Below are 22,593 nucleotides of genomic sequence, written 5' to 3' on the forward strand. Positions count from 1 at the left end.
GCCGATGGTACTGCACCCGGGAGGGTGTGGGAGAGTAGGACGCCGCCGGACAACCATTTGATTGAAGCCCACCCCACACGGGGTGGGCTTCAATCATTTCCAGACCCAGAACACACCCACACAGCCGGACCGGCTGCGCCGGCACCCAGAACACACCCGCACAGCCCGTCCCGGGATTCGTCGATCCAGGGAATACCCCCCAGGGGTTGTATGCTGGGTGGCGTGACGAGTTCTCCGACCCCGCCTCCGGTTCGTGGCTACACCGCGAGCAAGGACCAGCTGCTGGCGCGGTTGCGCCGGGTGGAGGGCCAGGTCCGCGGTGTCGAACGCATGGTCGACGACGACCGCTACTGCATCGACGTACTGACCCAGATCTCGGCGATCCAGGCCGCCCTGGACAAGGTGGCGCTGGGACTGCTCGACGGACACGCCCGGCACTGCATGCGCGAAGGCGCCGAGGCCGGCCGGGCCGAGGAGATGGCCGACGAGATGATGGGCGCCGTCGGGCGGCTCATGCGCCGCAGCTGACCCTGGCACCGGCCGAAGGTCGACATCATCCGCATGACCCCCGGTGCCCGGGGTACCTGCCTACAAGATCCGTTCAACCGGAAGGGCAGGAATGCAATGAGGATTGGCGTCATTGGTGCGGGAAACATCGGCGGGACGCTCACCCAGCGGCTGACAGCGCTGGGACACGAGGTGACCGTGGCGAACTCGCGTGGACCGGCAACCCTGACCGAGCTGGCGGAGCGGACCGGGGCGACCCCGGCCGGCGTGACCGACGCCGTCCGCCACGCCGAACTGGTTGTGCTGGCGGTGCCGCTGCGGGCCGTACCGGATCTGCCGGCGACGGACTTCGGGGGCCGCGTCGTGGTCGACGCCAACAACTACTACCCGGAACGCGACGGGGACCTGCCGGAGGTCGCCGACCGCAGCATCACCTCCAGCCGCTGGGTCGCCGACCATCTGCCTGGCGCGCGGGTCGTGAAGGCGTTCAACACCATCGCGGCGGAGCAGTTGCGCGACGGTGGCGTCCCGGCCGGCAGCCCGCAGCGCATCGCCGTGCCCGTCGCCGGCGACGATCCCGAGGCGACCCGTGTCGTACGCGACGTGGTGGAACAGCTCGGCTTCGACGCCGTGGAGGCCGGCACTCTCGACGAGAGCTGGCGGCAGCAGCCGCAGACCCCCGTCTACGGCACCGACCTGGACGCCGCGGGCGTACTCGCGGGACTGGGCGCCGCCCGGCCGTGAGCGCCAGCGCCGCCATGGCCCGTCGTGGCCAGTGCGCAGGTGGGAACGAGACAGGGGCCCTTCGGACGTGGCGTCCGGTGGGCCCCTGTCGGGTTGTGCGGGGTTCAGGACCTGGACTTGGGACGGCAGATGTAGCGGGGCTCGGCGTCGTAGGTCCAGCTGAACCGTTCCCGCTTCACCTCCTTGCCGTTCTGGACGAAGATGCGCCAGGCATCCTGGCTGAAGCCCTGGGTGCCGTTCGTCGCGAGGCAGGACGGGCCGTCCTCCAGGTGCACGGTCCTGGGATTGCTGATGTTGCGTTTCGGGCCCCACTCGGTGGTGACCTTGTCGTAGACCTTCGTGCCCCAGACCGTGACGGTGATCGAGCTGTCGTTGTACGAGGTGTCCAGCACGATGCCGTTCGGGGTGTTGTTGCGGAACTTGAAGTCCAGCGACGGGTAGAAGATGGTCGACTCGATCACCGACGGGTAGCGGCTGTACCAGTAGGAGTGCGGCTGGTGGAAGACGTCCTCGAGCCCGGCGTAGTAGATGGCGTTGAAGAGTGTGGTGGTGAACTGGGAAATGCCACCGCCGACCGCCGGGACGAGCTTGCCGTTGAGGATGACCGGGGCGTCCTTGTAGCCCTGGGCGTAGCCGCGCTCCCCGGTGAACCCGTTGAGGGAGAAGACCTCTCCGGGTTTGATCACGACGCCGTCCACGGTGTCGGCGACCACGGCGATGTTGTGGTTGCGCGGCAGCGCTATGCCACCGGTGAAGTAGGTGGTGAAGCCGGCGACCTTCTCCCGGATGCCGAGCTTCGCGACGTCCTTGGCGGTGGTCTTCGCCTGGACCGGGCGGAACCCGGCGGACACGGTGCGGTCGTCGGTGCGCGCCAGTACGGCGATCAGGTCGCCGGCCAGGGTGCTGACGTCGAGGCGCCGGCCGGCCCGGTCCGGGACCACCTTCGGTTTGCCGCCGGCGATGGTGACGGTGGCGTCCTTCGCCTCCCGTTCTACTTTGGGCAGTTCGTCGACGAGTGCGTCCCGCAGGCGCTTGGCGTCCACCTGGCCGGTCAGCCGGCGGGAGTCGTCAAGCGTGAAGGTCAGGCTCGCCGCGATCGCCCGCGGCGAGATGGTGATCTTGCCGCCGTCGGTCTTGACCGTGACCGGCGCGGCGACGGCGGGACGGGCCAGTCCTTCGGCCAGTTCGTCGACCTCGGCCCGGCTCATCTCCGGGTACTGCTCGACCAACGGCGCCTCCACCGGCCCTCGCGTCAGCCAGGAGTCCTGGATCTTCTGGGCGGTGGTGGCGGTGTCGAGGACCAGGCCCGGCTCGGGGTGGACAACCTTGACGGTGGTGCCGCGGTAGGAAATGGCCGGCTGGGTCATCGCCCGCCCCTGCTTGCGCGCCACGGGCTGCAGCAGGGCGTCGAGCTTCTCGGTGTCCAGGCGTACGACGGGAGGCACCTCGTGGGAGCCGAAGAGCCGGCCCAGCAGGGACGGCTCGGAGCCGGCGGCCTCGTCGACGGTGGCGGCGACGTCGATGTGCAGGCCGATCTCCTGTGGTGCGACGGTCACGTTGCCCTCGCCGATGCGTACGTCGATCGGGGCATTGAGCTCCGGGGCCCGGCGGGTCAGTTCCCCTTGCAGGGCCGCTTCGGCCGCGGCGCGGCTCTTGCCGCCGACCTCGACGCCGAGCACCTGTGTGCCGCGGGGAATGTCGCCGGAGTAGGCGTAGGAGCCGGCGCCGGCGATCCCGGCAACGACGACGGTGGTCACGGCCGCGGCGAGCACGGCGAGCCGCCGCCCCCGCCGGGCGGGCTGTGGTTCGGGTGGGGACGCCACCGCCGGCTGCGATTCGGTGCCGGGTGCGGGCTGCGGTTCGGCGCCGGGCGCGGCGACGGGCCATGTGACAGCGGTGATCTGCACCGTCGGACGATCGTCGGCGCCGGGCCGCTCTTCGCCGGGGAGACTCACAGGCAACCTCGCTCGGGGACATCGCGCGGATCGGCGCCTTCGCCGGCCGCACCAGCACGACTGTGACCGCCTACGGTAGCCAATGACGGGGCCGTCGATGCAGGGGCACACCGCCCGGCCCAACCGTTGATCACATGATTCCGGTCGATCGGGTGATTCGATGCCATCCGTCCGGAGGTGGGCAACGTCGGTTGTCGATCTGCCGAAACCTCTGGGTAATCTTCCGTTACCAAAACGTAATGATTCGGGTCGTGGTTACCTGCGGTTAAGTTTTGCAGACCTGCCGGGTTTTTTGACGAGTTCCACGCGCTCCCGGGCCTGGCTGAAGGTTAACCGAGGGTAACTTTCCTTGTGCTTTCGTAACGCTGCAGTTACCCGTCGGTAGCATTGCCGCTTGTGACCTGGGTCGCTTCGCGGGAGTATCCAGATGCTGCCTGCGTCCTACGTCACAGCCGACGACCGCCGCAGGAGCTTGTCGCTCCGAGCCGGATGGGTGCTCGGGAAATCGAGGAGGACCCCGTTGAAGGATTCTGAAGAGCGCGTGGTACGCGGCGGTACCCGCTGGCGTCGCTTCGCCGCGCTGATGGTGCCTGCTGCCGCTGCCGCCGGCGCCGTCGTCTTCGGCATGGCGAACGGTGCGATCGCCGCGTCGTTCAGTGTCTCCGGTCAGACGTTCAAGGTCTCCGCCAGTGAGCTGAACGGCACCGGCTTCACCCAGTACGGCGGGCAGGTCAAGGACAAGAACGGCAAGGTCACGCCGGTCGCGATCTCCGGGATCAAGAAGGCCGACCTGCACAACCTGTGCCAGTCGGTCCGCGTCCCCAACTCCGACATCGTGCTGACCATCAAGGCCGGCGGCGACGGCAACCCGGCGAAGGCGACCGACCTGCTGCTGGCGATGGACTCGCTGCAGGGCGACGCGACCTTCACCAACATCGCCATCGGCCGCGACGCCTCCGACATCGCGAGTTCGACCCCCTCGGACGGCTTCGGTGTCGGCCACGCCGCCCCCGGTTCGTTCGGCCAGAACTCCGACAAAGTCGACATCGTCGGCCTCAAGCAGGTAGCCCGGAGCACCACCGCCGGCACCTTCGCCCTGACCGGCCTGAACATGAGCCTGAACTTCTCGGGCCAGGAGTGCTTCTAGCACGCTGAACCGGGGCCCGGGAATGACCTTCCAGGGCCCCGGTTCCCCCCACCGTTGCGCGAGAGAACCGTTCTCCCGTGCTTCCGGAGACCCGCCAGGAGGAGTACGTGACAACCGCCAATCCGCAGCACGCCCGGGACGGGGGGCTCACCGGCGCGTGGCGCGGCTTTCGGCGCTGGCGGCGGCGCAGGCCCTTCTGGGGCGGGCTGCTGACAACCATCGCCGGCGCGGAAATCTTTCTCACCACCCAGGCCAGCCTCGGTGACCTCACCTTTCAGATGGGGCCCACCGGATACCTGTCCTGGCTGATCCCCGCCGTGCTCATCGCCTGCGGCATGCTGATGTGGTTCACCCCGCAGCAGCGCATGTTCTACGCGGTGGTCGCAGTGGTGACCGCCGTCTTCTCCCTGATCGGCGTGAACCTCGGCGGATTCTTCATCGGAATGCTGCTCGGTCTCGTCGGCGGTGCGCTCGGCTTTGCCTGGGTGCCCCCGAGAGTGGCCGAGATTCCGGTCGTCGACGAGGAAGCCGAGCCGGACGCCGCCGCACCGACGGCAGAGGACGACACCCTCGTCTCCGAGATCGTGGGCGAGGACGAGACCGGCCGGATCACGGCGGCGCCGCAGCCGCGCGACGAGCCGGCCGAACGGCCGGTACGGGCGGCGAACGCCTCCCACGACCCGCGGATGCTCGCGGGCGTACTGGTGCTCGGTCTTGCCGCCACCGCACTGCTGGCGCTGCCGGTCACGGCCCCGGCGCAGGCCGCGCCCGCTCCGGCGGCCGCCTGCCCCACCGCCAAGCCGTCGGAGCCGGCAGCACCCGCCGCGCCGGAGGAGAAGCCCGGGGACAAGCCGGAGAAGCCGGCGCCGAAGGACAGCGCCTTTCCGTCCCCGGCCGGGGACGAGGCGGCGGAGGAGGCCGACCCGACCCCGGAGCCGGAACGCACCCCGCGCACCATCATCGGGCGCATCATCGGCGGAATCGTCGACATCTTCACCCCGGACGAGAAGGAGGAGGCCGCACCGTCGTCCTCGCCGTCTCCCACCCCGACCCCGACACCCACCCCCACCGCGAAGCCGACCCCGAAGCCGGACTCCAGCGGGGCCACGCCGGCCCCGGCCGCGCCCGAGGCGACGCCCTCGGCCGGTCCCGACGACTGCAAGGTCGGCCGGAGCAAGCCCGGAGAGGCCGAGCCGGGGAAGCTGCTGGCCGAGATTGCCGCTGAACCGGGCCAGCCGCGGGTGGCGAAGAACCCGACGCTGCTGACCGCGTCCTCCATCACCCAGCGCAAGCTGCGCTTCGAGGGGATCGTCGACCTGCCGACGGTCGACGGCAGCATCAAGGTCCTGAAGTTCACCATGCAGCGAGCGGTGAACAAGAACTTCAAACTGCAGGAGATCGCACCCAACGGCACCACGTACACCGCGGACACGCTTACTGTCGAGGGCGTCGGCGACGGCCGGGTGAACTTCTACGCCGCCGAGTTCAGCGGCAAACTGCTCGGCATCCCGGTGACGCTGAAGCCGGACCTGCCCTTCCCGGACGGCATTCCGATCACCATCCCGATCGAGATCACCTTCACCGACGTGAAGATCCAGCTCGCCTTCATCGAGTGTGACCGGCTCACCGTCAACCCGAGCCTGAAGCTTCAGCTCACCTGAGCCGACCCCGTCGCACCAGCGCCAGTCACCGAATCGCCCGCGCCTCCCGAGGGATGCGCGGGCGATTCGTCGTACCGGGGGTGGCCGGCGGTGCCGCGGTCGGGGCGCCGGCGGCGGGTCAGAGCCGGGCCAGCGCCTTGCGCAGCGGATCCAGGCCCAGGGAGCCGAGGTCCAGCGCCTGCCGGTGGAACTCCTTGAGGTTGAAGTCGGCGCCCTTTCGGGCCCGCGCCTCGTCCCGGGCCTGCAGCCAGATCCGTTCGCCGACCTTGTACGACGGCGCCTGCCCCGGCCAGCCCAGGTAGCGGTTCAGCTCGAAACGCAGGTTCTCGTCCGGCACCCGGCAGTGCGCCCGCATGAACTCCCAGCCCAGCTCCGGCGTCCAGCGCTCACCCGGGTGGAAACCGAACGGGTTGCCCTTGGGGATCTCCAGCTCCAGGTGCATGCCGATGTCGACGATCACCCGGGCCGCCCGCAGCGCCTGCCCGTCGAGCATGCCGAGCTTGTCGCCGGGATCGGCCAGGTAACCCAGCTCGTCCATCAGATTCTCGGCGTAGAGCGCCCAGCCCTCGCCGTGCCCGGAACACCAGCAGAGCAGCCGCTGCCAGCGGTTGAGCAGCTCGGCGCGGACGGCGGTCTGCCCGACCTGAAGGTGATGGCCCGGCACGCCCTCGTGGTAGACGGTGGTGACCTCGCGCCAGGTGGAGAAGTCGGTGATGCCCTGCGGCACCGCCCACCACATCTGCCCCGGCCGGGAGAAGTCCTCGCTCGGGTCGGTGTAGTAGATGCTGCCGTCACTGGTCGGCGCCAGCCGGCACTCGATGCGCTGAATCTGCTCCGGGATGTCGAAGTGGGTGCCGTTCAGGTCGGCGATCGCCTGGTCGGCGAGCTGCTGCATCCAGTCCTGGAACGCCTCCTTGCCGGCGATGGTGCGCGCCGGGTCGGCATCCAGCGCCGCGACCGCGTCGTCGATGCTCGCGCCCGGGCCGACGATCCGGGCCGCCACCGCCCGCATCTCGCTCTCCAGCCGGGCCAGCTCCTCGAACCCCCACGCGTACGTCTCGTCCAGGTCGATTTTGGCGCCGAGGAAGTACTGGGAGGCAAGCTCGTACCGCTCGCGCCCGGCGGCTTGCTTCTCCCGGCCGCGTGGGGCGAGCTCCTCGCGGAGGAACTGCCCGAAGGTGGCCGTGGCGGCGGTGGCCGCGGCGGCTCCCCGGCGCAGGTCGGCGCCGAGCGTCCCGGTGGCGCCGAGCCGGTCGACGAGGCCGTGGAAGAAGTTGTCACCGGCGGGGTCGGTCCAGGTGTCGCACTGCTTGGCGACCTCGATCATCTGGGCCCGGGAGCTGACGTGGCCCGCGTCGGCGGCGGTGACCAGGGTGGTGCGGTAGTCGTCGAGGGCGCCGGCGAAGCGGTTGAGGCGGGCGGAGATGTTGGCGAGGGCCGCCTCGCCCTCGGTCGGCATCAGGTCGAAGACCTGGCGCATGTCGTGCAGCCCGCTGACGATCACGCTGATCTCGCTGGTCGTCTCACCGGTGTCGTAGCGGGCCAGCTCCAGGCCGAGCCGCTCCTGCATCGACTCCTTGGCGATGCGCTCCGCCTCGGTCTCCGGCTCGGTGAGGTCCAGCTCGGTCAGGGTCCGGCGGGTCAGCTCCGCGCGGGCTTCGAAACCGGCGACGGAGAGGTCGTCGAGCTGGTCGTCGCAGCCGCTGATGCCGGCGTACGTCGCGCCGACCGGGTTCAGCGGTGTCCACTCGGCGACGTAGCGGTTGGCGAGGTCATCGATTTGTCCCACGGGTCGACCCTACGTGACCAGTGCGGCAGCCAGTCCACCACGTTTCGCTCCGTGGGCAGGTCACCGGGAGTGGCCCGCGGCCCAGTCCCGTAGCCGGTCGGCGGGCCAGGTGTTGACGACGTCCTCGCCGGTGACGCCGCAGAGGGCGGCCCGCTCGCAGCCGTACACCTGCCAGTCGAGCTGGCCGGGGGCGTGCGCGTCGGTGTCGATGGCGAACCGGCAGCCGGCTTCCAGCGCGAGGCGGATCATCCGTTTCGGCGGGTCCTGCCGCTCCGGCCGGGAATTGATCTCCACGGCCTTGTCGTGTTCGGCGCAGGCGGCGAAGACCGCCTCGGCATCGAAGTCGCTCGGCGGCCGGGTGCGGGCCCGGTGCCGGGGTCCGGCGCCGGTGACGCCGGCCGGCCGGGAGGAGACCATCCGCCCGGTGGGGTGGCCGAGGATGTCCAGGTGCGGGTTGGCGACGGCGGCAACCATCCGCCGGGTCATCTTGGCCCGGTCGTCGTTGAGGCCGCTGTGGACGGAGCCGACCACCACGTCGAGGCGGGCCAGCAGCTCATCGGACTGGTCGAGGCGGCCGTCGGCGAGGATGTCGACCTCGATGCCGGTGAGGATGCGGAAACCCGCGGGTAGCGCGGCGTTGACGGCCGCCACGTGGTCGAGCTGCCGGCGCAGCCGCGCCGCGGTCAGGCCGCGGGCGACGGTCAGCCGTGGGGAGTGGTCGGTGAGCACCATGTACTCGTGGCCGAGCTCCACCGCGGCCAGCGCCATCTCCTCGATGGGTGAGCCGCCGTCGGACCAGTCGGAGTGGACGTGGCAGTCGCCGCGCAGCGCCGCGCGCAGCGCCGCCGCGGCGTCGGGCAGCGACACTCCCTCGGTGGCGAGCAGCCGGCGCAGATAGACCGGCTCCTCGCCGGCGAGCGATTCCGTCACGCAGCGCGCGGTCACCTCGCCGACGCCGGTCAGCTCGGTCAGCGTCCTGGCGTCGGCCCGCTGCGCCACCTCGTCACCGGACAGGCCGGCGAGCGTGGCGGCCGCCGAGCGGAACGCCTTGACCCGGTACGAGGCTTCGTTGGCACGCTCGAGCAGGAAGGCGATCCGGCGCAGGTCGGCGATCGGGTCCCGGGCTTCCATTCCATCGAACCTACTGGTTGCCGCGGTGTTCAGGGCGCCTTCGGGCAGCCGTTTTTCCGATGCCAGGCGGCGACCTCCCTGGCGGCCGACTTCTGCCCGCCGTCGCGCCACGAGTCGAGGTACGGCGCCGGCCAGACAACCCCGCGCCGGATCCACCATCCGTCCTTGCCGGCGCAGACCGGGGAGATGCCGAAGTGCAGGTGACAGACGTCGTTGGCGTTGCCGGTCCTGCCGACCGTGCCGATCTGCCGGCCGGCCTCGACCCGGGCGCCGGGCTCGACGCCGCGGGCCACCTCGGTGAGGTGGGAGCCGTAGTAGCGCACTCCGTCGTCGCCGAGGATGGAGACGAACTTGCCGCCGTTGTTCGGGCCGCGCGGTTCGTCCGGGTCGAAGTTGTCGACCCGGCTGACCTCGTGGACGGTCCCGTCGACCATCGCGAGCACCGGTGCGCCGCAGTCGGCGAAGATGTCGGTCGCCGGGTAGGAGTGCACCGGCTGGTAGGAGGCGTTGCCCTGGACCGGGAAGGCGAAGCGCGCCGGCCCGCGGGCCGGGGTCGGCTCCGCCGGTGCCGTCGTGGGTCCGGCCGTCGGCGCCGACGGTGTGCCCGGGCTGCCGGGTGTGGCGCCGGGGGCCGGTTCCCACGCGCCACCGACGTCCCGGCTCTCGGCGCACCCGGCTGCCAGGACGACGACGAGCAGCCCGGCGAGCAGCGGATACCGTCCTGTTTGTCCCAGTGGCATCGGGTCATATTGACAGACGACGGTGGGGCGGCCGTGCTCAGGGCGCGCTTCGCCGGTGCCGGCGCGGGCACCGGCGGTACGCTGCGGCCATGGCGCAACCCCCCGCATACCCGCCGGGTCCGCCCTGGCCCGGCCCGCACTTCCCGCCCGCCGGGCGGCCGCCCTCGGGGCTCTTCCCCGCGCCGCGGGCGGTGCGGCACCCGGTTTACCGCGAAGCCCATCCGGTACGCGCCGGAGCGGTCGCGGCCGGCGCCGGGGGCGCCGCCCTGTGGATGCTGCTCTTCGCTCTCGTCGGCGGGGACCTGAGCGGCTACGCCTGGTGGAGCACGGGCGCGGCGGTCGTTGCCTGGCTCGCCGCGCTGCTGCTGGTGTGGCGGGGCGACCGGGGGGTCGCGGTGGGGGTCGCCATCGCCACGGCGGGCGCCTGGAGCGTGGCCGTTGGGCTTGTTGTCTTCGTCTGGTCGGTCAGCGGTGAATGGCCGATGTGGTGAACGTGAATGACGGTCTGTGCCGTCCTGGCTGCGCAGCGAATCGTTGCTTGACGAACGTCCGTTAAGTCGGCACGCTCGCGTCATGGCTTGGACAGCGCAGCGGCTCGACCCCGACCGCAGCCGTCGCCGCATTCAGCTTCTCGCTCAGCTCGCCGGCACGAAGGCGCTCTGTGAGCAGCGGCCACGCCGGTTGCGTACCGAACAGCTGCGTCAGCTCATCGCGACCCGCCGCCGCATCGCCGGTTGACCCGCCACCGCATCGCCCTGCTGAGCCGTCACCGCTTCGGCTCCTACTTCCCGGCGATTCCCTTGCGCCTTCGGGGCGTTGCCTGAACGGCTGCCTGGGCAGCCGGTACCGTCACGCGTAGCAATCGGGCGGAGCGTGCGGCGCAGGTGCCGCGGGTAATGGGGGGAAGAGTGTCCTACTTCGCTGCGGCCGTGGCACGGGAGGCGTCCGGTTGGACGGCCGCCGAGCTGGACCTGACAGGTGTGGTCGAGCTCGACGACGTCGCCGAACGCCTGGGTGACCTGGAGCCGGACGCACAGACGTCGCTGCTCTTCGTCGAGGCCGACGACGCGTACCTGGTGATCATGCGGTTGGACGAGAGCGGTGACCTGCGGGTCTTCGGCTCCGACTCGGCCTATGCCGAGGAGTCGCGGCTGGGTCAGGTGCTGGTCGGTGACCTCAAGCCGGCCCCGACCGAGCTGGACGACGAGGAGAGCCCGGCGGCCCGCCGCTCCGGTGACGGTGACGACGAGGATGAGACCCCGGCCGCCGACCCGGACGCGGACCCGGTGGGCGACTCGGACCTCCTGGCCGACCTGGGGATCTCCGCGGCCCGGCTGCTGGAGCTCTGCGCCCACGACGGGCTGCTGCCCAGCGACGTCACCGCCGAACTCTGCGAGATCATCGGCTGTGGCGACGAGGTCGAGGAGCTGCGCGGGGTGTGACCGAGCCGACCGAGGGCCGTCTGGCCGGACCGGCGCCCTGGCCGGAGTCGGCCGGTGCCCACGCCGAGCTGGCCGAGCCCGGACCACTGGGCCGCCGGCAGCGCCACGAGCTCTGGATGCGGCGCGCCCTCCAGATCGCCGTCACCGGCCCGGAGTTGCCCGCCGAGCGGGACTCCGCTGCCGTCGCCGATCCGGCCGCCGGGTCCTTCGCCGGCCCTGAGGGCGCGGACATCCCGGTCGGGGCGGTGGTCTACGACCCGAACGGCGTGGAGCTGGCAACCGGCCGCAACGAGCGGGAGCTGACCGGGGACCCGACCGCGCACGCCGAGGTGCTGGCGCTGCGCCGGGCCGCTCAACGGCGTGGTGAGTGGCGGCTGGAGGACTGCACCCTGGTGGTGACCCTGGAGCCGTGCACGATGTGCGCGGGGGCGCTGGTGCTCGCCCGGATCGGCACGGTCGTCTTCGGCGCCTGGGAACCGAAGACCGGCGCCGTCGGGTCGCTCTGGGACGTCGTACGCGACCGCCGCCTCAACCACCGGCCCGAGGTGTACGGCGGGGTGCTCGCCACCGAGAGCGCCGCGGTGCTGCGCGCCTTCTTCCGCTGACCTGCCGGCCGCGTCAGGCCTGCGGGGCGAGCAGGGCGGTGGCGATCACGCGGGCCTCGTCGCTCCACGGCGTCGGGCGTCCGGTCGCCAGGTCGAAACGCACGTGCACCCGCCGCCCGTCCGCGTAGACCGTCTCGCCGTCGAGGGAGAGGAAGCGGAAGCCGTACGTGGCGCTGCTGCTGCCGAGCCGGTCGATCCAGAAGTGCAGGGCGATCGGGCCGGTGCCGGTGACCGGCCGGTGGTAGGTGATGGCGAACTCGCGTACCGCGTGGACCATGTCCGCGGAGGTGGGGCGCCCGCCGACGAACGAGTGGCCGCGGGCCGCCCAGTAGCGGGAGAGGCCCCGTTCGAGGAGCAGGGCGTACCGGGCGTTGTGCATGATGCCCATCGGGTCGAGGTCGTCGAAGTGCACGACGACCGCTTCGACGTGGCCGTGGCCGACGGCGGGCAGGTCGAGGGCGGGTTCGGTGAGGGTGCTCATCAGTCCTCCGGAAGCAGGGTCGGATCGGTGCTGAGGCCGCGCAGCCGGTCGAGCACCGCGCGCCGGGACCGGACGTACGCCTCGGGGGCCGAAGGCGGGTCTTTCAGTACGGCGACCAGCCCGAGCGCCTCGATCTCGTACGCGAGCTGGCGCGGATCGGCGTCGGCGCGCAGCTCGCCGGCGGCGACGGCCTCGGCGGCGAAGCGTTCGATCAGCGCGAGCCAGGCGAGGGAGTGCGCGGTGAGGCGGTCCTGGACCGGGCCGGGGCGGGCGTTGAACTCCAGCCGGGTCTTGCCGAAGAAGCAGACCCCGGGCAGCTCGGCGGTGGCGTAGTAGTCAAGGCGCGCCTCGTGCAGGGCCCAGAGCCGTCGTACGCCGCGGGGGGCCTGCCGGGCGCGGCCGATGACCTGCTCGGACCATTTGGCGGCGGCGTGGTCGATGGTGGCGAGCTGGAGCTCCTCCTTGGAGCGCCAGTGCGCGAAGAGGCCGGATTTGCTGACCTGGAGGGTGCCGGCGAGCTGGGTGAGGGAGAGCCCGTCCAGGCCGGCGGAGGTGGCCAGTGCCATGGCGGCGTCGAGGACGGCGGCGCGCGTGCGCTCGCCGCGGGCCATCCGTCCGTCGATCGTCATGCCGGGAGCGTAGCAAACAAAGCGACTGACCGGTCGTATTTATTTGCCTGGGCTCTCGGTGAGGCGACCGCGAGCGCCGCTGCTGCCGCACACTCGATCAGGGGTGCCTTTGGGCGGCACCGGATACGGCGAACGCCGGCCGCCCCCGTGGGCGGCCGGCGTTCCCGGTCGAGCTGTGCTTGTGGCAGGTCAGGCGATGATGGTGTCCAGGGCGACCTTGATCATCTCGCTGAAGGTCTCCTGGCGCTCCTGGGCGCTGGTCTTCTCGCCGGTCTTGATGTGGTCGGAGACCGTCAGCACCGTCAGCGCGCGGGCCTTGTAGCGGGCCGCGATCGTGTACAGCGCCGCCGACTCCATCTCCACGGCGAGCACGCCGTAGTCGGCGAGCAGGTCCGACAGGTCCGGGCGGTCGGTGTAGAAGGCGTCCGCGGCGAAGACCGGGCCGACCTTCATCTGGATGCCGTGCCGGGCGGCGGCGTCGACGGCCGTACGGAGCAGGCTGAAGTCCGCCACCGGGGCGTAGTCGATCAGGCCGTCGAAGCGCATCCGGTTCATCGCCGAGTCGGTCGACGAGCCGCTGGCGGCGATCACGTCACGCAGCTTCAGATCCTCCGACAGGGCGCCACAGGTGCCGACCCGGATCAGGCTCTTCACGCCGTACTCGGTGATCAGTTCATGGGTGTAGATGGAGGCCGAGGGCATCCCCATGCCGGAGCCCTGGACGGAGACGTCAACGCCGTTCCACTTGCCGGTGAAGCCGTACATGCCGCGGACCTCGGAGTAGCAGGTTGCGCCCTCGAGGAAGGTCTCCGCGATCCACTTGGCCCGCAGGGGGTCACCCGGCATCAGGACCCGTTCGGCGATCTCGCCCGGCTTCGCGCCGATGTGCGTACTCATGCCCCCGATCCTGCCAGGTCGACGGCGGTGATACCCCCGCGACGTCGCTGCCGGGCATCGGGTACCCTTCTCGGCGGTGGCGTGTCCGAGCGGCCTAAGGAGCACGCCTCGAAAGCGTGTGAGGGTTTACGCCCTCCGAGGGTTCAAATCCCTCCGCCACCGCTCGTGAGAACGCCCGGCAGATCCCCTGGATCGGCCGGGCGTTTCGCTTTGGGGCGCGGTCAGGCCAGGGCGTTGATCACCAGGGTCATCGTCTGCTGGACCGCCGTGCGGGACTCGTCGGTGTGGTCGAGCTGGTCGAAGGAGTGCCGGCCGTTCGGCACGTCGACGATCTCCAGGTTGGTGCCGGCAGCTTCGGCGGCGTCGGTGAAAGCCGCGACGGTGACCGCGATCTGCGGGGCTTCCCGGCCGACCCGGGTCAGCACGATCGGCAGCCGCCCGGATTCGGCGACGGCCAGGTCGGCGCGCCAGCGCTCCTCCAGCGGCCAGTCTGGCAGCTCACCGAGGAGCGGGTACGTCAGGCCGACGCAGCGCAGCCAGGACGGCGGGTTGCGGAGCCAGTCGCCGGCGAGCAGGCCGCCGCCGGAGAAGAACCAGAGTGCGATCCGGTCGGGGTCGACGCGCGGGTCGGCGCGGACCAGTTCCACGGCGGCGCCGATGTCGGCTGCCCCCACGGCCAGGTCGTGCGGCTCGTGGAAGCCGTGGTCGAGGGTCACCCCGAAGGCGCCCTGGTCGGCGGCGAGCGCCGCGTACCCCTGGAAGACGGGCCAGTCGCGAGGGCGGGGCGTCAGGGCGGCCGGCAGAGGGCCGCCGTGCACGAAGACGATCGCCGGGGCGGGGCCGGTGGCGACCGGTAGATAGAGGTCGACGCTGCCGATCCGCTCCACCGTCGCCGCCGGCACCGGCAGGACGAAGGGCTTCGTGAAATCGGGGGTTGTCATTGCCCGACCGTACCGATCGCAGGCAACCCTCGCGAGCCCACAGGGGCTGTCCACACCCTGTGGATAGAACATCTGTATGAACGTTCTCGGTCTATGGTGCGAGGATGCCGGGCATGCGTTCATCCGTCGCCGCCGTCCATGACCTCGTCTCCCGGCTCGTCCCTGCCGACGACCTCGAAGCCGTCCACCGGGCGGAGGCGCTGGGGTGGCTTGAGCGCACGGATGACGTCTTCCGCCGGGTCAAACCCGCGACCCCACCGCGGCACCTGGTGTCGTACGTGGTTCCGGTCGATCCGGCCGACGGCGCGGTGCTCCTGGTCGACCACGTCAACGCCGGGCTGTGGCTGCCGCCCGGCGGGCACGTCGAGCCGGATGAGCACCCGGCCGACACCGCCCGGCGCGAGGTGCGGGAAGAGCTGGGCGTCGACGGCGACGGCCTGGTGGGCGTACCGGCTTTCCTGACGATCACCGAGACCGTCGGCATCGGCGCCGGGCACACCGATGTCAGCCTCTGGTTTGTGCTGCCGCTGGCGGCGGGCACGGCGCTGACCCTGGACGAGAACGAGTTCCGGGGTGCGCGCTGGTGGTCGCGGGCCGAGGTGGCGGCGACCGATCCGGGGCGCTTCGACCCGCACCTCGGGCGGTTCCTGGCCAAGCTGGGCTAGTCGCCCCGCCCCGCTGTCAGGCGGCGGGCCAGCTGTGCAGGACCTCGACGTGGCGCAGGCCGCCGGAGGCGGAGATGTGCCGGAACCACTCGGCGCACTCCGGCACCGTGTTGATCGCCAGGGCGGCCGCCTCGGCTTCTTCCCGGCTGCGCCAGACGAGGACGTCCAGCCAGCTGCCGTCCTCCTCGCGGGTCAGGTACGCCGCCAGGCAGGCCGGGAAGCGTCGCCGGAGCGCCTCGATCATCGCGGGACGTTCGGCGAGCAACTTCTTCTCGGCGTCGTCGTGGATCTGGAAACGGGCCAGTTCGATCACCATCGTCACTCCCCGGACACTAACCCCCGTCGGCTGCCGGCTCTGCCGTTCCCGGTGGCTGTGACCAGTGACACCCGCCGCGAGGGCCGGCGACTCCCGCCCGCGGCGGTTTTGCCGACAGGGTGTCGGTATCGTTTACGACGGGCTGTAGGACATAACCGATGCTCGTCGAGGAGGACGGATGTTTCTGGCGTTGCGCGAACTACGTTTCGCGCGCTCGCGATTCGCGCTGATGGGTAGCGTGGTCGCTCTCATCGCGATTCTTGTGGTGCTGCTCTCAGGTCTGTCGTCGGGGCTTGTCCGCGACGGCGTCTCCGGCCTGCAGAAGATCGAGGTCACCCACTTCGCGTTCGACGAGGGTACCGAGATGAGCTCCGCCTTCTCCCGCAGCGTCGTCACCGACGAACAGGTGAGCACCTGGGCCGCGCAGCCCGGTGTGGAAGCCGCCGAGCCGTTCGGCAACACCCTCGTCAACGCCCGCAGCAACCGGGACGTCCCGGTGGACCTGGCGATGTTCGGCGTACGGCCGGACGGCTTCCTGGCGCCCACCCCGGTCGAGGGCGACGGGCTGGCCGGCAACCCGGACGGGATCGTGGTCTCGCAGACCCTCATCGACGCCGACCCGGGCCTGCAGGTCGGTGACGTCGTGACCATCGAGCAGCTCGGCACCGAGTTCACCGTCGTCGGCGTCCTCGACGAACAGCACACCTTCGGTCACGTGGACGTCGCGTACGTGTCGCTCGACGCCTGGCAGCGGCTGCGCGCCGGCGCCGGCCCGGGAGAGGAGCTGCGCGAAACCGAGTCCCAGAGCGCCACCGCGGTCGCCATCAAGGCGAACGACGACATCGACCTCGCCGCCGGGGACGCCGCCGCCGGCACCGAGACCGTCACGCGCGAAGCCTCCTACGACGCCTCGCCCGGCTACAGCGAAGAGACGCTGACCCTGTCGATGATCCAGTACTTCCTCTACGTCATCTCCGCGCTCGTCGTCGGTGCCTTCTTCACCGTCTGGACGATCAACCGCAAGCACGAGCTGGCCGTGCTGCGGGCCATGGGTGCCTCCAAGCCGTACCTGCTGCGCGACGGTCTGATCCAGGCCGTGGTGATCCTGGCGGCCTCCATCGGCCTCGGTCTCGCCGTCGGCGTCGGCCTGGGCGCGCTGATCAGCGGCTCGGCGATGCCGTTCGCGCTGGAAGCACCCGCGATCGCCGTCGCCACCTCGCTGCTGGCCCTGCTCGGCCTGATCGGCGCCGCCGCGGCAATCGTGCGCGTCGCCGCCATCGACCCGCTCGCCGCCCTGGGAGGACAGCGATGAGCACCACCGCGACCGACACCGAGGTACGTACCGGCCTCGCTCTGCAGGGTGTGACCCTGCGCCTGGGCGACGGCGATAACACCGTCACCGCCCTGGACAACGTCGACCTGATCGTGCGCCCGGGTGAGCTGGTGGCAGTGGTCGGCCCGTCCGGCGCCGGCAAGTCGAGCCTGCTCGCCGTGGCCGGCGCGCTGACCACCCCCGACGAGGGGATCGTCACCATCGACGGCCGGGACATCGGACGGCTCAGCGCCAAACAGCGGGCGCAGCACCGGCGCGACCACATCGGTTTCGTCTTCCAGAGCGGCAACCTGCTGCCGTCGCTGACCGCGGTCGACCAGCTCCGGCTGGTCTCCAACATCAGCAAGAAGCGGACCGAGAAGCGCGACCCGAAGGAACTGCTCGCCGAGGTCGGCATGGCACACAAGGCCGACCGCCGCCCGCACCAGCTCTCCGGTGGCGAACGCCAGCGCGTCGGCATCGCCCGCGCCCTGGTCGGCCGCCCGTCACTGCTGCTGGTCGATGAGCCGACCGCGGCCCTGGACCGCGCCCGCAGCCATGAGGTCGTGCAGCTGCTGGCCCAGGAGACCAAGCAGTGGCAGGTCGCTACCGTCATGGTCACCCACGACCATGACGTGATCGAGCACTGCGACCGGGTCATGGAGATGATTGACGGGCAGCTGTCACCGGCCAAGTGAGCCGGTAGCGAGAGAGGAGGGTCCGCCATGCCGCGGATCACCGCACCCACCGTGGCGCAGCACCGCGCCGAACGGCACCGGGCCCTCCTCGACGCCGCCCAGGCACTTCTCGCCGAGGACCCCGGCCAGGCGCCCTCGCTCGCCGCCGTCGCGGCCCGCGCCGGCCTGGCCCGCTCCTCGGTGTACGAGTACTTCCGCTCCCAGCACGACCTGCTCGTCGCGCTCGTCCGTGAAGTGCTGCCCCGCTGGTCGCGCCGGGTCGCCGAGGCGATGGCCGCGGCCGGCACCCCCGGCGAGAAGGTGCTGGCGTACGTCGGCGCCAACCTGCAACTGGTCAGCGAGGGCGAACACGCCGTCGCCACCGCGCTCGCCCAGCACGTCCCCGGCGAGGAGCTGCACAGCAGCAGCCACGAGATGCACGAGGGGATGCGCGCCCCGCTGATCGCGGCGCTGACCGCGCTGGAACTCCCCGATCCGGCCGCCACCGCCGGCCTCGTCAGCGCCGTCGTCTACCACGCCGCCCGCATGATCGAGGAAGGTGCCGACCCCGCCGCCACCGAGCAGCGGGTACGCGAACTCCTCGCCCCGTTCCTGCTCGCCGCTCCGTCCTGACCTCGGCGTAGGCTGATTTCGTGATCAACGAACGGCGGCTTCTGTCAGTGGCCGGAACGTCCGCACAACGCGCCGTCCAGACGGGCATCGGGCTCTTCTTCGTCGCGGTCGGCATGTCGGTCGTGCTGCTGCCGCTGATCGCCGACGGCTACCTGCTCCGGGTCATCGGCGAAGAGAACGAGTGCACGATCTCCGGCGACATCCCGCCCGGTTCACTCCCGCCCGAGTTGCAGGAGTGCCTGGCGCAGGGCAGCTGGTCGGACCTCGGCGGTCTCGGTCCGGCCCGGTTCATCGGGCTGCTCGGCCTGCCGTTCGCGCTGCTCGGCCTCTATCTGACGCTGCGGGCGCTGCGCGCCGGCGCCTGGCTGCAGGGGAACACGCTCGGCGTCCGCGGCGCTTTCCGCACCCGCACCGTGGACCTCTCCCGGGCCGAGGTCACCGTCGGCGCGATGACCCCGCCCGGCCCCGCCACCCGCTCGCTCCCCACCCTGGTCGCCCGGGACCCCGGTACGGGCCGGCGGATCACCCTGCCGCTGCACAGCCCCAACCTGGCGCCCCTGCCCCCGGCGGAGCTGCGGGCGCTCGCCGACGCGATGACAACCGGCCGTACGGACGGCGACGCCGACGTGCAGACGATCGCCCGGCAGCTGCGCACCATGTCGGAGAACCCGCTGCGTCTCTGAGCAGTCCCGGCGCTCATATGATGATCTTCATGGGACCTGATCATCGGATAGTGGCGCTCGCCGCCGTGGTGGGAGGTTTCCTGCTCGGATTCCTCGACTTCGTGTGGATCACGTCGGTGCCGTACCCCTTCGCCGAACTCGGCAACTCCATCGCCACGTGGGCGGTCGCCGCCTTCGCCTTCGGGTACTGGGTCCGGTCGGGTCAGGTGCGCGCGGCGCTGGGCGCCACCGTCCTGCTCGTCGTGGCCGTGCCGAGCTACTACCTGGCGGCAATGCTCCTCCAGGGCGACGATCTCGCCACGATCTGGGCACCGGCGTCGCTGGTCTGGATGGGCTTCGGCGTACTCGCCGGGGTGGTCTTCGGCATCGGCGGCACCTGGGCACGGGAGACGGGCCGGCGACAGATCGTCGGGACGGCGCTCCCGGCTGCGGTGTTCTTCGCGGAAGCGGCAGGGTTCGTCCGCAAGGCCGCGGGTCCCAACGACGGTTCGGAAGTCCTGTGGAACGTCGCCATCGACGTCGTGCTCGGCGTCCTGGTCGTCGTGCTGATCGGGCGGACGGCTCGACAGCGAGTGCTTGCACTTGCTGCGGCCCTGCCCCTGGCCGCGCTCATCTTCGTCGCATTCGCGCTGGCCGGCGGCCGCTAGCGCCCGCGTTACGCCGGACGACAGCGACAGGGAAGCGCGGCGACCAGGGAAACGCAGCGACCAGGGAAACGACGTAGGGCCGGTCCCGATGGGACCGGCCCTACGCTGCTCAGAGAGCGGAGGATACGAGATTCGAACTCGTGAGGGTGTAAACCCAACACGCTTTCCAAGCGTGCGCCCTAGGCCACTAGGCGAATCCTCCGCGAGCCAGAATACAGGTCCCCGCCGCATCGATCACCCCCCCACCCCTGAAGATCGACCAGAGCTGGGGGTAGACTGTCGGTACCCCTCGTGCGGCGTGTATCTCGTGAACCTCCCCAGGGCCGGAAGGCAGCAAGGATAAGCGGGCTCTGGCGGGTGCACGAGGGGCCTTTCTGTATCCGGCCTGTGGTCGGACCCCCGAGACAAACGTCCCACCCGGTGGCTACCGTCCACAGGGCGACTGGTCGCCCGGGGCAGACCGGCGGAGAATGGCCCGGTCGAGAGGAGGCGGAGCGGGTGGCACTCGCGCTCTACCGCAAGTACCGGCCGAGGACGTTCGCCGAGATCATCGGCCAGGACCACGTCACCGAGCCGCTGTCGCAGGCGCTGCGCAGCGGGCGGCTCAACCACGCGTACCTCTTCTCCGGTCCGCGCGGCTGCGGCAAGACCTCCAGCGCCCGGATCCTGGCCCGCTCCCTCAACTGCGAGCAGGGCCCCACCCCGGAACCCTGCGGCACCTGTGACTCCTGCCGGGCGCTGGTCACCGACGGCGGCTCGATCGACGTGATGGAGATCGACGCGGCCAGCCACGGCGGCGTCGACGACGCCCGTGAGCTGCGCGAAAAGGCCGTCTTCGCCCCCGTGCAGAGCCGCTTCAAGATCTATGTCATCGACGAGGCGCACATGGTCTCGTCGGCCGGCTTCAACGCGCTGCTCAAGCTCGTCGAGGAGCCGCCGGAGTACGTCAAGTTCATCTTCGCCACCACCGAGCCGGAGAAGGTCCTCGGCACGATCAAGTCGCGAACCCACCACTACCCGTTCCGGCTGATCCCGCCGAGCGTGCTGCGGCCGTACCTGGAGCAGCTCTGCGAGGCCGAAGGGGTCAAGGTCGAACCGGCGGTCTTCCCGCTGGTGGTGCGGGCCGGCGGCGGCAGCGCCCGGGACAGCCTCTCCGTGCTCGACCAGCTCATGGCCGGCGCCGGCCCGGAGGGCGTCACCTACGCCCGCGCCGCCGCGCTGCTCGGCGTCACCGACGCGGCGCTGATCGACGAGATGTGCGACGCGCTCGCCGCCGGTGACGGCGCCGCCGCCTACAGCACCGTCAACCGGGTCGCCGAGGCCGGGCACGACGCCCGCCGCTTCGCCTCCGACCTGCTCGAACGGCTCCGTGACCTGATCGTCCTGCAGCAGGTCCCCGACGCCGCCGCCAAGGGGCTGATCGACGGCCCGGCCGACCAGATCGAACGGATGGCCGCCCAGGCCCAGCGGCTCGGCCCGGCGACCCTGTCGCGCTGCGCCGACATCGTGCACGAGGGCCTGGTCGAGATGCGCGGCACCACCGCCCCCCGGTTGCTGCTGGAGCTGATCACCGCCCGGATGCTGCTCCCCGGTGCCTCCGAGGCCGGCCTGCTGCAGCGCCTGGAGCGGATGGAGCGGCGGCTCACCGTCGGCGGCGTGGAGCTCTCCGTCCCGGCGTCCGCCACCGCGGCCCCCGAGGTCCGGCCGGTCTCCCCGCCGGTGCCCGCCAACCCGCAGCCGTCCGTGTCCCCGACTCCGGCCGCACCGACCGGCCCCGCCGCACCGACCGGCCCCGCCGCGTCGGCTGGGCCGGCCGAGACGAACGGGTCGGCCGCGCCGGTGGCGTCGTCGGCTCAGCCGATCCGCCCGGCGGTCCCGCCGGAAGCGGTGATGCCCGACCCGGCCACCCCGCCGCCGCCGCGACCCGGCGCCGCCGCCACCGGAAGGCTCGACGCCGCCGCCGTACGCCGGGTCTGGCCCGACGTGATCGCCATGGTCAACCGCACCAACAAGCGCGCCGCCGCCCTGATGCGCGACGCAGTCGTGCGCGACCTCGACGGCAACACTCTCGTGGTGACCGTCAAGTCGCCCGCGCTGGTCAGGATGATGGCCACGCACGCCGAGGTGATGACCGCCGCGCTCTACGAGGAGTTCGGCGGGCGCTGGGAGATCCGCTGCGAGGTCGCCGGTGAACGCGGTGGCGTGGCACGCTCCGGCCCGCCGCAGCCGCCCCGTACCGACCCGCAGCCGGGCACCACGCCGCCGGCGGCGCCATCCCCGGCCGCCGCCACGCCACCGCCGGCCGCACCGCAGCCTGCCCAGGTGCCGACTGCGCCGTCCGCGTCGCCGCCGCACTCCGGTGGCGTCGCGCGGCCCGTGGCACCGTCGCCGGCCGACGACGACTGGCCCGAAGCGGCCCGCCCGGGTGGCGCCGCGAACGCCTCCGCGACGGCGACGCCGGACGGCGGCGAGGACTGGCCGGAGACCGCCCAGCTCGGCGGGGCACCGGCGACCACCACCACCGCCACCACCACCGCACCCCGGCCCGCGACCCCGGCTGCCACCCCGGCCCGGAACGCGACCGAGCCCGCGGCCCGTCCGGCGGTCCCGGCCCAGCCGGGTACGGCCACGGCCCCGGCCGCCACCCGGGCGGTCGGCGGCGGGCTCGCCGCGGCCCGCGCGGCCGCCGCCGGCCGGGGAACGCGCACCGCGGTGAAGACCGCCGACGCCGACTGGGCCGGTGAACCCCCCTACGACCCGGAGTACGACGGCCCGTCGAAGGCGCCGGTCGCCGCGTACGAGGGCTTCGACCCCGGCGACGAGCCGCTCGACATGGCCGTCGACGAGGGGACCGCCCGCCAGTCCAGCGAGGAGCAGGCGTTGCGTCTGCTCAGTGCCGGGCTCGGCGCCGAGAAGATCGACGAGATCGACGTCCGATAGCGGCACCGGCCCGAGCGACTAGGCTGGGCACGGCCGAACAGCGAGTACGAG

General features: G+C 71.5%; 24 protein-coding genes, 2 tRNA genes and 1 other RNA gene. 17 read left to right on the top strand and 10 right to left on the bottom strand.

The genetic code is table 11. The features are described 5' to 3' along the window. The first annotated feature begins 222 nt into the window (after positions 1–222). Both ACK8GG_RS20955 and ACK8GG_RS20960 read left to right on the top strand, forming a co-directional pair. Positions 223–528 carry a metal-sensitive transcriptional regulator gene (locus ACK8GG_RS20955; protein ID WP_440349235.1) on the top strand — a complete coding sequence of 102 codons (306 nt, stop codon included), beginning with the start codon at positions 223–225 and terminating at the stop codon, positions 526–528. A 33-nt stretch (positions 529–561) separates the two neighbouring features. Beyond that, positions 562–1,251 carry an NADPH-dependent F420 reductase gene (locus ACK8GG_RS20960; protein ID WP_440352277.1) on the top strand — a complete coding sequence of 230 codons (690 nt, stop codon included), beginning with the start codon at positions 562–564 and terminating at the stop codon, positions 1,249–1,251. Positions 1,252–1,355: 104 nt separating this feature from the next. Here the strand turns inward: ACK8GG_RS20960 and ACK8GG_RS20965 are convergent, their stop codons facing one another. Then, complete coding sequence (locus tag ACK8GG_RS20965) at positions 1,356–3,212, bottom strand: VanW family protein (protein ID WP_440357071.1); 1,857 nt, start codon at positions 3,210–3,212, stop codon at positions 1,356–1,358. A gap of 577 nt (positions 3,213–3,789) precedes the next feature. On the opposite strand from ACK8GG_RS20965, the gene ACK8GG_RS20970 reads away from it, so the two are divergent. Both ACK8GG_RS20970 and ACK8GG_RS20975 read left to right on the top strand, forming a co-directional pair. Beyond that, entirely contained in the window at positions 3,790–4,353 is a 564-nt protein-coding gene (locus tag ACK8GG_RS20970) for a DUF6230 family protein (RefSeq protein ID WP_440349784.1), read from the top strand. A 107-nt stretch (positions 4,354–4,460) separates the two neighbouring features. Continuing rightward, positions 4,461–6,014: a DUF6114 domain-containing protein gene (locus ACK8GG_RS20975; RefSeq protein ID WP_440357093.1), complete on the top strand. Its 1,554-nt coding sequence runs from the start codon at positions 4,461–4,463 to the stop codon at positions 6,012–6,014. A gap of 118 nt (positions 6,015–6,132) precedes the next feature. On the opposite strand, the gene ACK8GG_RS20980 is transcribed toward ACK8GG_RS20975, so the two are convergent. The 3 genes from ACK8GG_RS20980 to ACK8GG_RS20990 are packed head-to-tail and all read right to left on the bottom strand — an operon-like array spanning position 6,133 to position 9,782. Further along, entirely contained in the window at positions 6,133–7,803 is a 1,671-nt protein-coding gene (locus ACK8GG_RS20980; protein WP_440349238.1) for a DUF885 domain-containing protein, read from the bottom strand. Between the two features lie 60 nt (positions 7,804–7,863). Beyond that, positions 7,864–8,934: a PHP domain-containing protein gene (locus tag ACK8GG_RS20985; RefSeq protein WP_440352279.1), complete on the bottom strand. Its 1,071-nt coding sequence runs from the start codon at positions 8,932–8,934 to the stop codon at positions 7,864–7,866. 29 nt (positions 8,935–8,963) lie between these two features. Further along, complete coding sequence (locus tag ACK8GG_RS20990; protein ID WP_440357072.1) at positions 8,964–9,782, bottom strand: M23 family metallopeptidase; 819 nt, start codon at positions 9,780–9,782, stop codon at positions 8,964–8,966. Here ACK8GG_RS20990 and ACK8GG_RS20995 point away from each other — a divergent pair. From ACK8GG_RS20995 to ACK8GG_RS21010, 4 genes are all read left to right on the top strand, one after another. Beyond that, positions 9,764–10,165 (top strand): hypothetical protein, encoded by a 402-nt coding sequence (locus tag ACK8GG_RS20995; protein ID WP_440352281.1) that lies wholly within the window; start codon positions 9,764–9,766, stop codon positions 10,163–10,165. The two genes, ACK8GG_RS20990 and ACK8GG_RS20995, sit on opposite strands and share 19 nt — an antisense overlap. An 82-nt stretch (positions 10,166–10,247) precedes the next feature. Beyond that, positions 10,248–10,412, top strand: a complete 165-nt coding sequence (locus tag ACK8GG_RS21000) for a hypothetical protein (RefSeq protein WP_440349242.1) — start codon at positions 10,248–10,250, stop codon at positions 10,410–10,412. A gap of 170 nt (positions 10,413–10,582) precedes the next feature. Further along, positions 10,583–11,116 (top strand): tRNA adenosine deaminase-associated protein, encoded by a 534-nt coding sequence (locus tag ACK8GG_RS21005; RefSeq protein ID WP_440352282.1) that lies wholly within the window; start codon positions 10,583–10,585, stop codon positions 11,114–11,116. Between the two features lie 116 nt (positions 11,117–11,232). Beyond that, positions 11,233–11,721 (top strand): nucleoside deaminase, encoded by a 489-nt coding sequence (locus ACK8GG_RS21010; protein ID WP_440353309.1) that lies wholly within the window; start codon positions 11,233–11,235, stop codon positions 11,719–11,721. Positions 11,722–11,734: 13 nt separating this feature from the next. Here the strand turns inward: ACK8GG_RS21010 and ACK8GG_RS21015 are convergent, their stop codons facing one another. The 3 genes from ACK8GG_RS21015 to deoD form a co-directional block, all read right to left on the bottom strand. Then, complete coding sequence (locus ACK8GG_RS21015; RefSeq protein WP_440352283.1) at positions 11,735–12,202, bottom strand: acyl-CoA thioesterase; 468 nt, start codon at positions 12,200–12,202, stop codon at positions 11,735–11,737. Then, positions 12,202–12,831 (bottom strand): TetR/AcrR family transcriptional regulator, encoded by a 630-nt coding sequence (locus ACK8GG_RS21020; protein WP_440357073.1) that lies wholly within the window; start codon positions 12,829–12,831, stop codon positions 12,202–12,204. The genes ACK8GG_RS21015 and ACK8GG_RS21020 overlap by 1 nt, the downstream gene beginning before the upstream one ends. A 189-nt stretch (positions 12,832–13,020) precedes the next feature. Beyond that, a complete protein-coding gene (deoD, locus tag ACK8GG_RS21025; protein ID WP_440349245.1) occupies positions 13,021–13,728 on the bottom strand; it encodes a purine-nucleoside phosphorylase in 708 nt (235 codons plus the stop codon). 75 nt (positions 13,729–13,803) lie between these two features. On the opposite strand from deoD, the gene ACK8GG_RS21030 reads away from it, so the two are divergent. Beyond that, positions 13,804–13,890: transfer RNA gene (locus ACK8GG_RS21030), tRNA-Ser, on the top strand. 59 nt (positions 13,891–13,949) lie between these two features. Here ACK8GG_RS21030 and ACK8GG_RS21035 read toward each other — a convergent pair. Further along, the gene (locus ACK8GG_RS21035) at positions 13,950–14,669 is read right to left on the bottom strand and encodes an alpha/beta hydrolase family protein (RefSeq protein WP_440357074.1); all 720 of its coding nucleotides are present in this window, start codon (positions 14,667–14,669) and stop codon (positions 13,950–13,952) included. A 113-nt stretch (positions 14,670–14,782) separates the two neighbouring features. On the opposite strand from ACK8GG_RS21035, the gene ACK8GG_RS21040 reads away from it, so the two are divergent. Further along, positions 14,783–15,334 (top strand): NUDIX hydrolase, encoded by a 552-nt coding sequence (locus ACK8GG_RS21040; protein WP_440357075.1) that lies wholly within the window; start codon positions 14,783–14,785, stop codon positions 15,332–15,334. A 16-nt stretch (positions 15,335–15,350) separates the two neighbouring features. On the opposite strand, the gene ACK8GG_RS21045 is transcribed toward ACK8GG_RS21040, so the two are convergent. Further along, positions 15,351–15,650, bottom strand: coding sequence for an antibiotic biosynthesis monooxygenase (locus ACK8GG_RS21045; RefSeq protein ID WP_440357094.1), 300 nt, complete (start codon positions 15,648–15,650; stop codon positions 15,351–15,353). A 178-nt stretch (positions 15,651–15,828) separates the two neighbouring features. Here ACK8GG_RS21045 and ACK8GG_RS21050 point away from each other — a divergent pair, with 178 nt between their 5' ends. Genes ACK8GG_RS21050 through ACK8GG_RS21070 form a run of 5 tightly spaced genes read left to right on the top strand, consistent with a single transcriptional unit; the run spans position 15,829 to position 19,602 of the window. Continuing rightward, positions 15,829–16,962: an ABC transporter permease gene (locus tag ACK8GG_RS21050; protein WP_440357076.1), complete on the top strand. Its 1,134-nt coding sequence runs from the start codon at positions 15,829–15,831 to the stop codon at positions 16,960–16,962. Continuing rightward, positions 16,959–17,660 carry an ABC transporter ATP-binding protein gene (locus tag ACK8GG_RS21055; protein WP_440352291.1) on the top strand — a complete coding sequence of 234 codons (702 nt, stop codon included), beginning with the start codon at positions 16,959–16,961 and terminating at the stop codon, positions 17,658–17,660. Before ACK8GG_RS21050 ends, ACK8GG_RS21055 begins: the two co-directional genes overlap by 4 nt. Before the next feature lie 27 nt (positions 17,661–17,687). After that, a complete protein-coding gene (locus tag ACK8GG_RS21060) occupies positions 17,688–18,272 on the top strand; it encodes a TetR/AcrR family transcriptional regulator (RefSeq protein WP_440349255.1) in 585 nt (194 codons plus the stop codon). A 20-nt stretch (positions 18,273–18,292) separates the two neighbouring features. After that, the gene (locus tag ACK8GG_RS21065) at positions 18,293–18,955 is read left to right on the top strand and encodes a hypothetical protein (RefSeq protein ID WP_440357077.1); all 663 of its coding nucleotides are present in this window, start codon (positions 18,293–18,295) and stop codon (positions 18,953–18,955) included. A 29-nt stretch (positions 18,956–18,984) separates the two neighbouring features. Next, entirely contained in the window at positions 18,985–19,602 is a 618-nt protein-coding gene (locus ACK8GG_RS21070; RefSeq protein ID WP_440357078.1) for a DUF6518 family protein, read from the top strand. A gap of 117 nt (positions 19,603–19,719) precedes the next feature. On the opposite strand, the gene ACK8GG_RS21075 is transcribed toward ACK8GG_RS21070, so the two are convergent. Next, positions 19,720–19,804 (bottom strand) — tRNA-Ser (locus ACK8GG_RS21075). A gap of 81 nt (positions 19,805–19,885) precedes the next feature. Here ACK8GG_RS21075 and ffs point away from each other — a divergent pair. Continuing rightward, positions 19,886–19,976: signal recognition particle sRNA small type (gene ffs, locus ACK8GG_RS21080), an RNA gene on the top strand. Positions 19,977–20,100: 124 nt separating this feature from the next. After that, positions 20,101–22,542 carry a DNA polymerase III subunit gamma and tau gene (locus ACK8GG_RS21085; protein WP_440357079.1) on the top strand — a complete coding sequence of 814 codons (2,442 nt, stop codon included), beginning with the start codon at positions 20,101–20,103 and terminating at the stop codon, positions 22,540–22,542. Positions 22,543–22,593 lie beyond the last annotated feature (51 nt).

Origin of the sequence: Melissospora conviva, assembly GCF_049523535.1 — a bacterium.
GTDB classification, from domain to species: domain Bacteria; phylum Actinomycetota; class Actinomycetes; order Mycobacteriales; family Micromonosporaceae; genus Melissospora; species Melissospora conviva.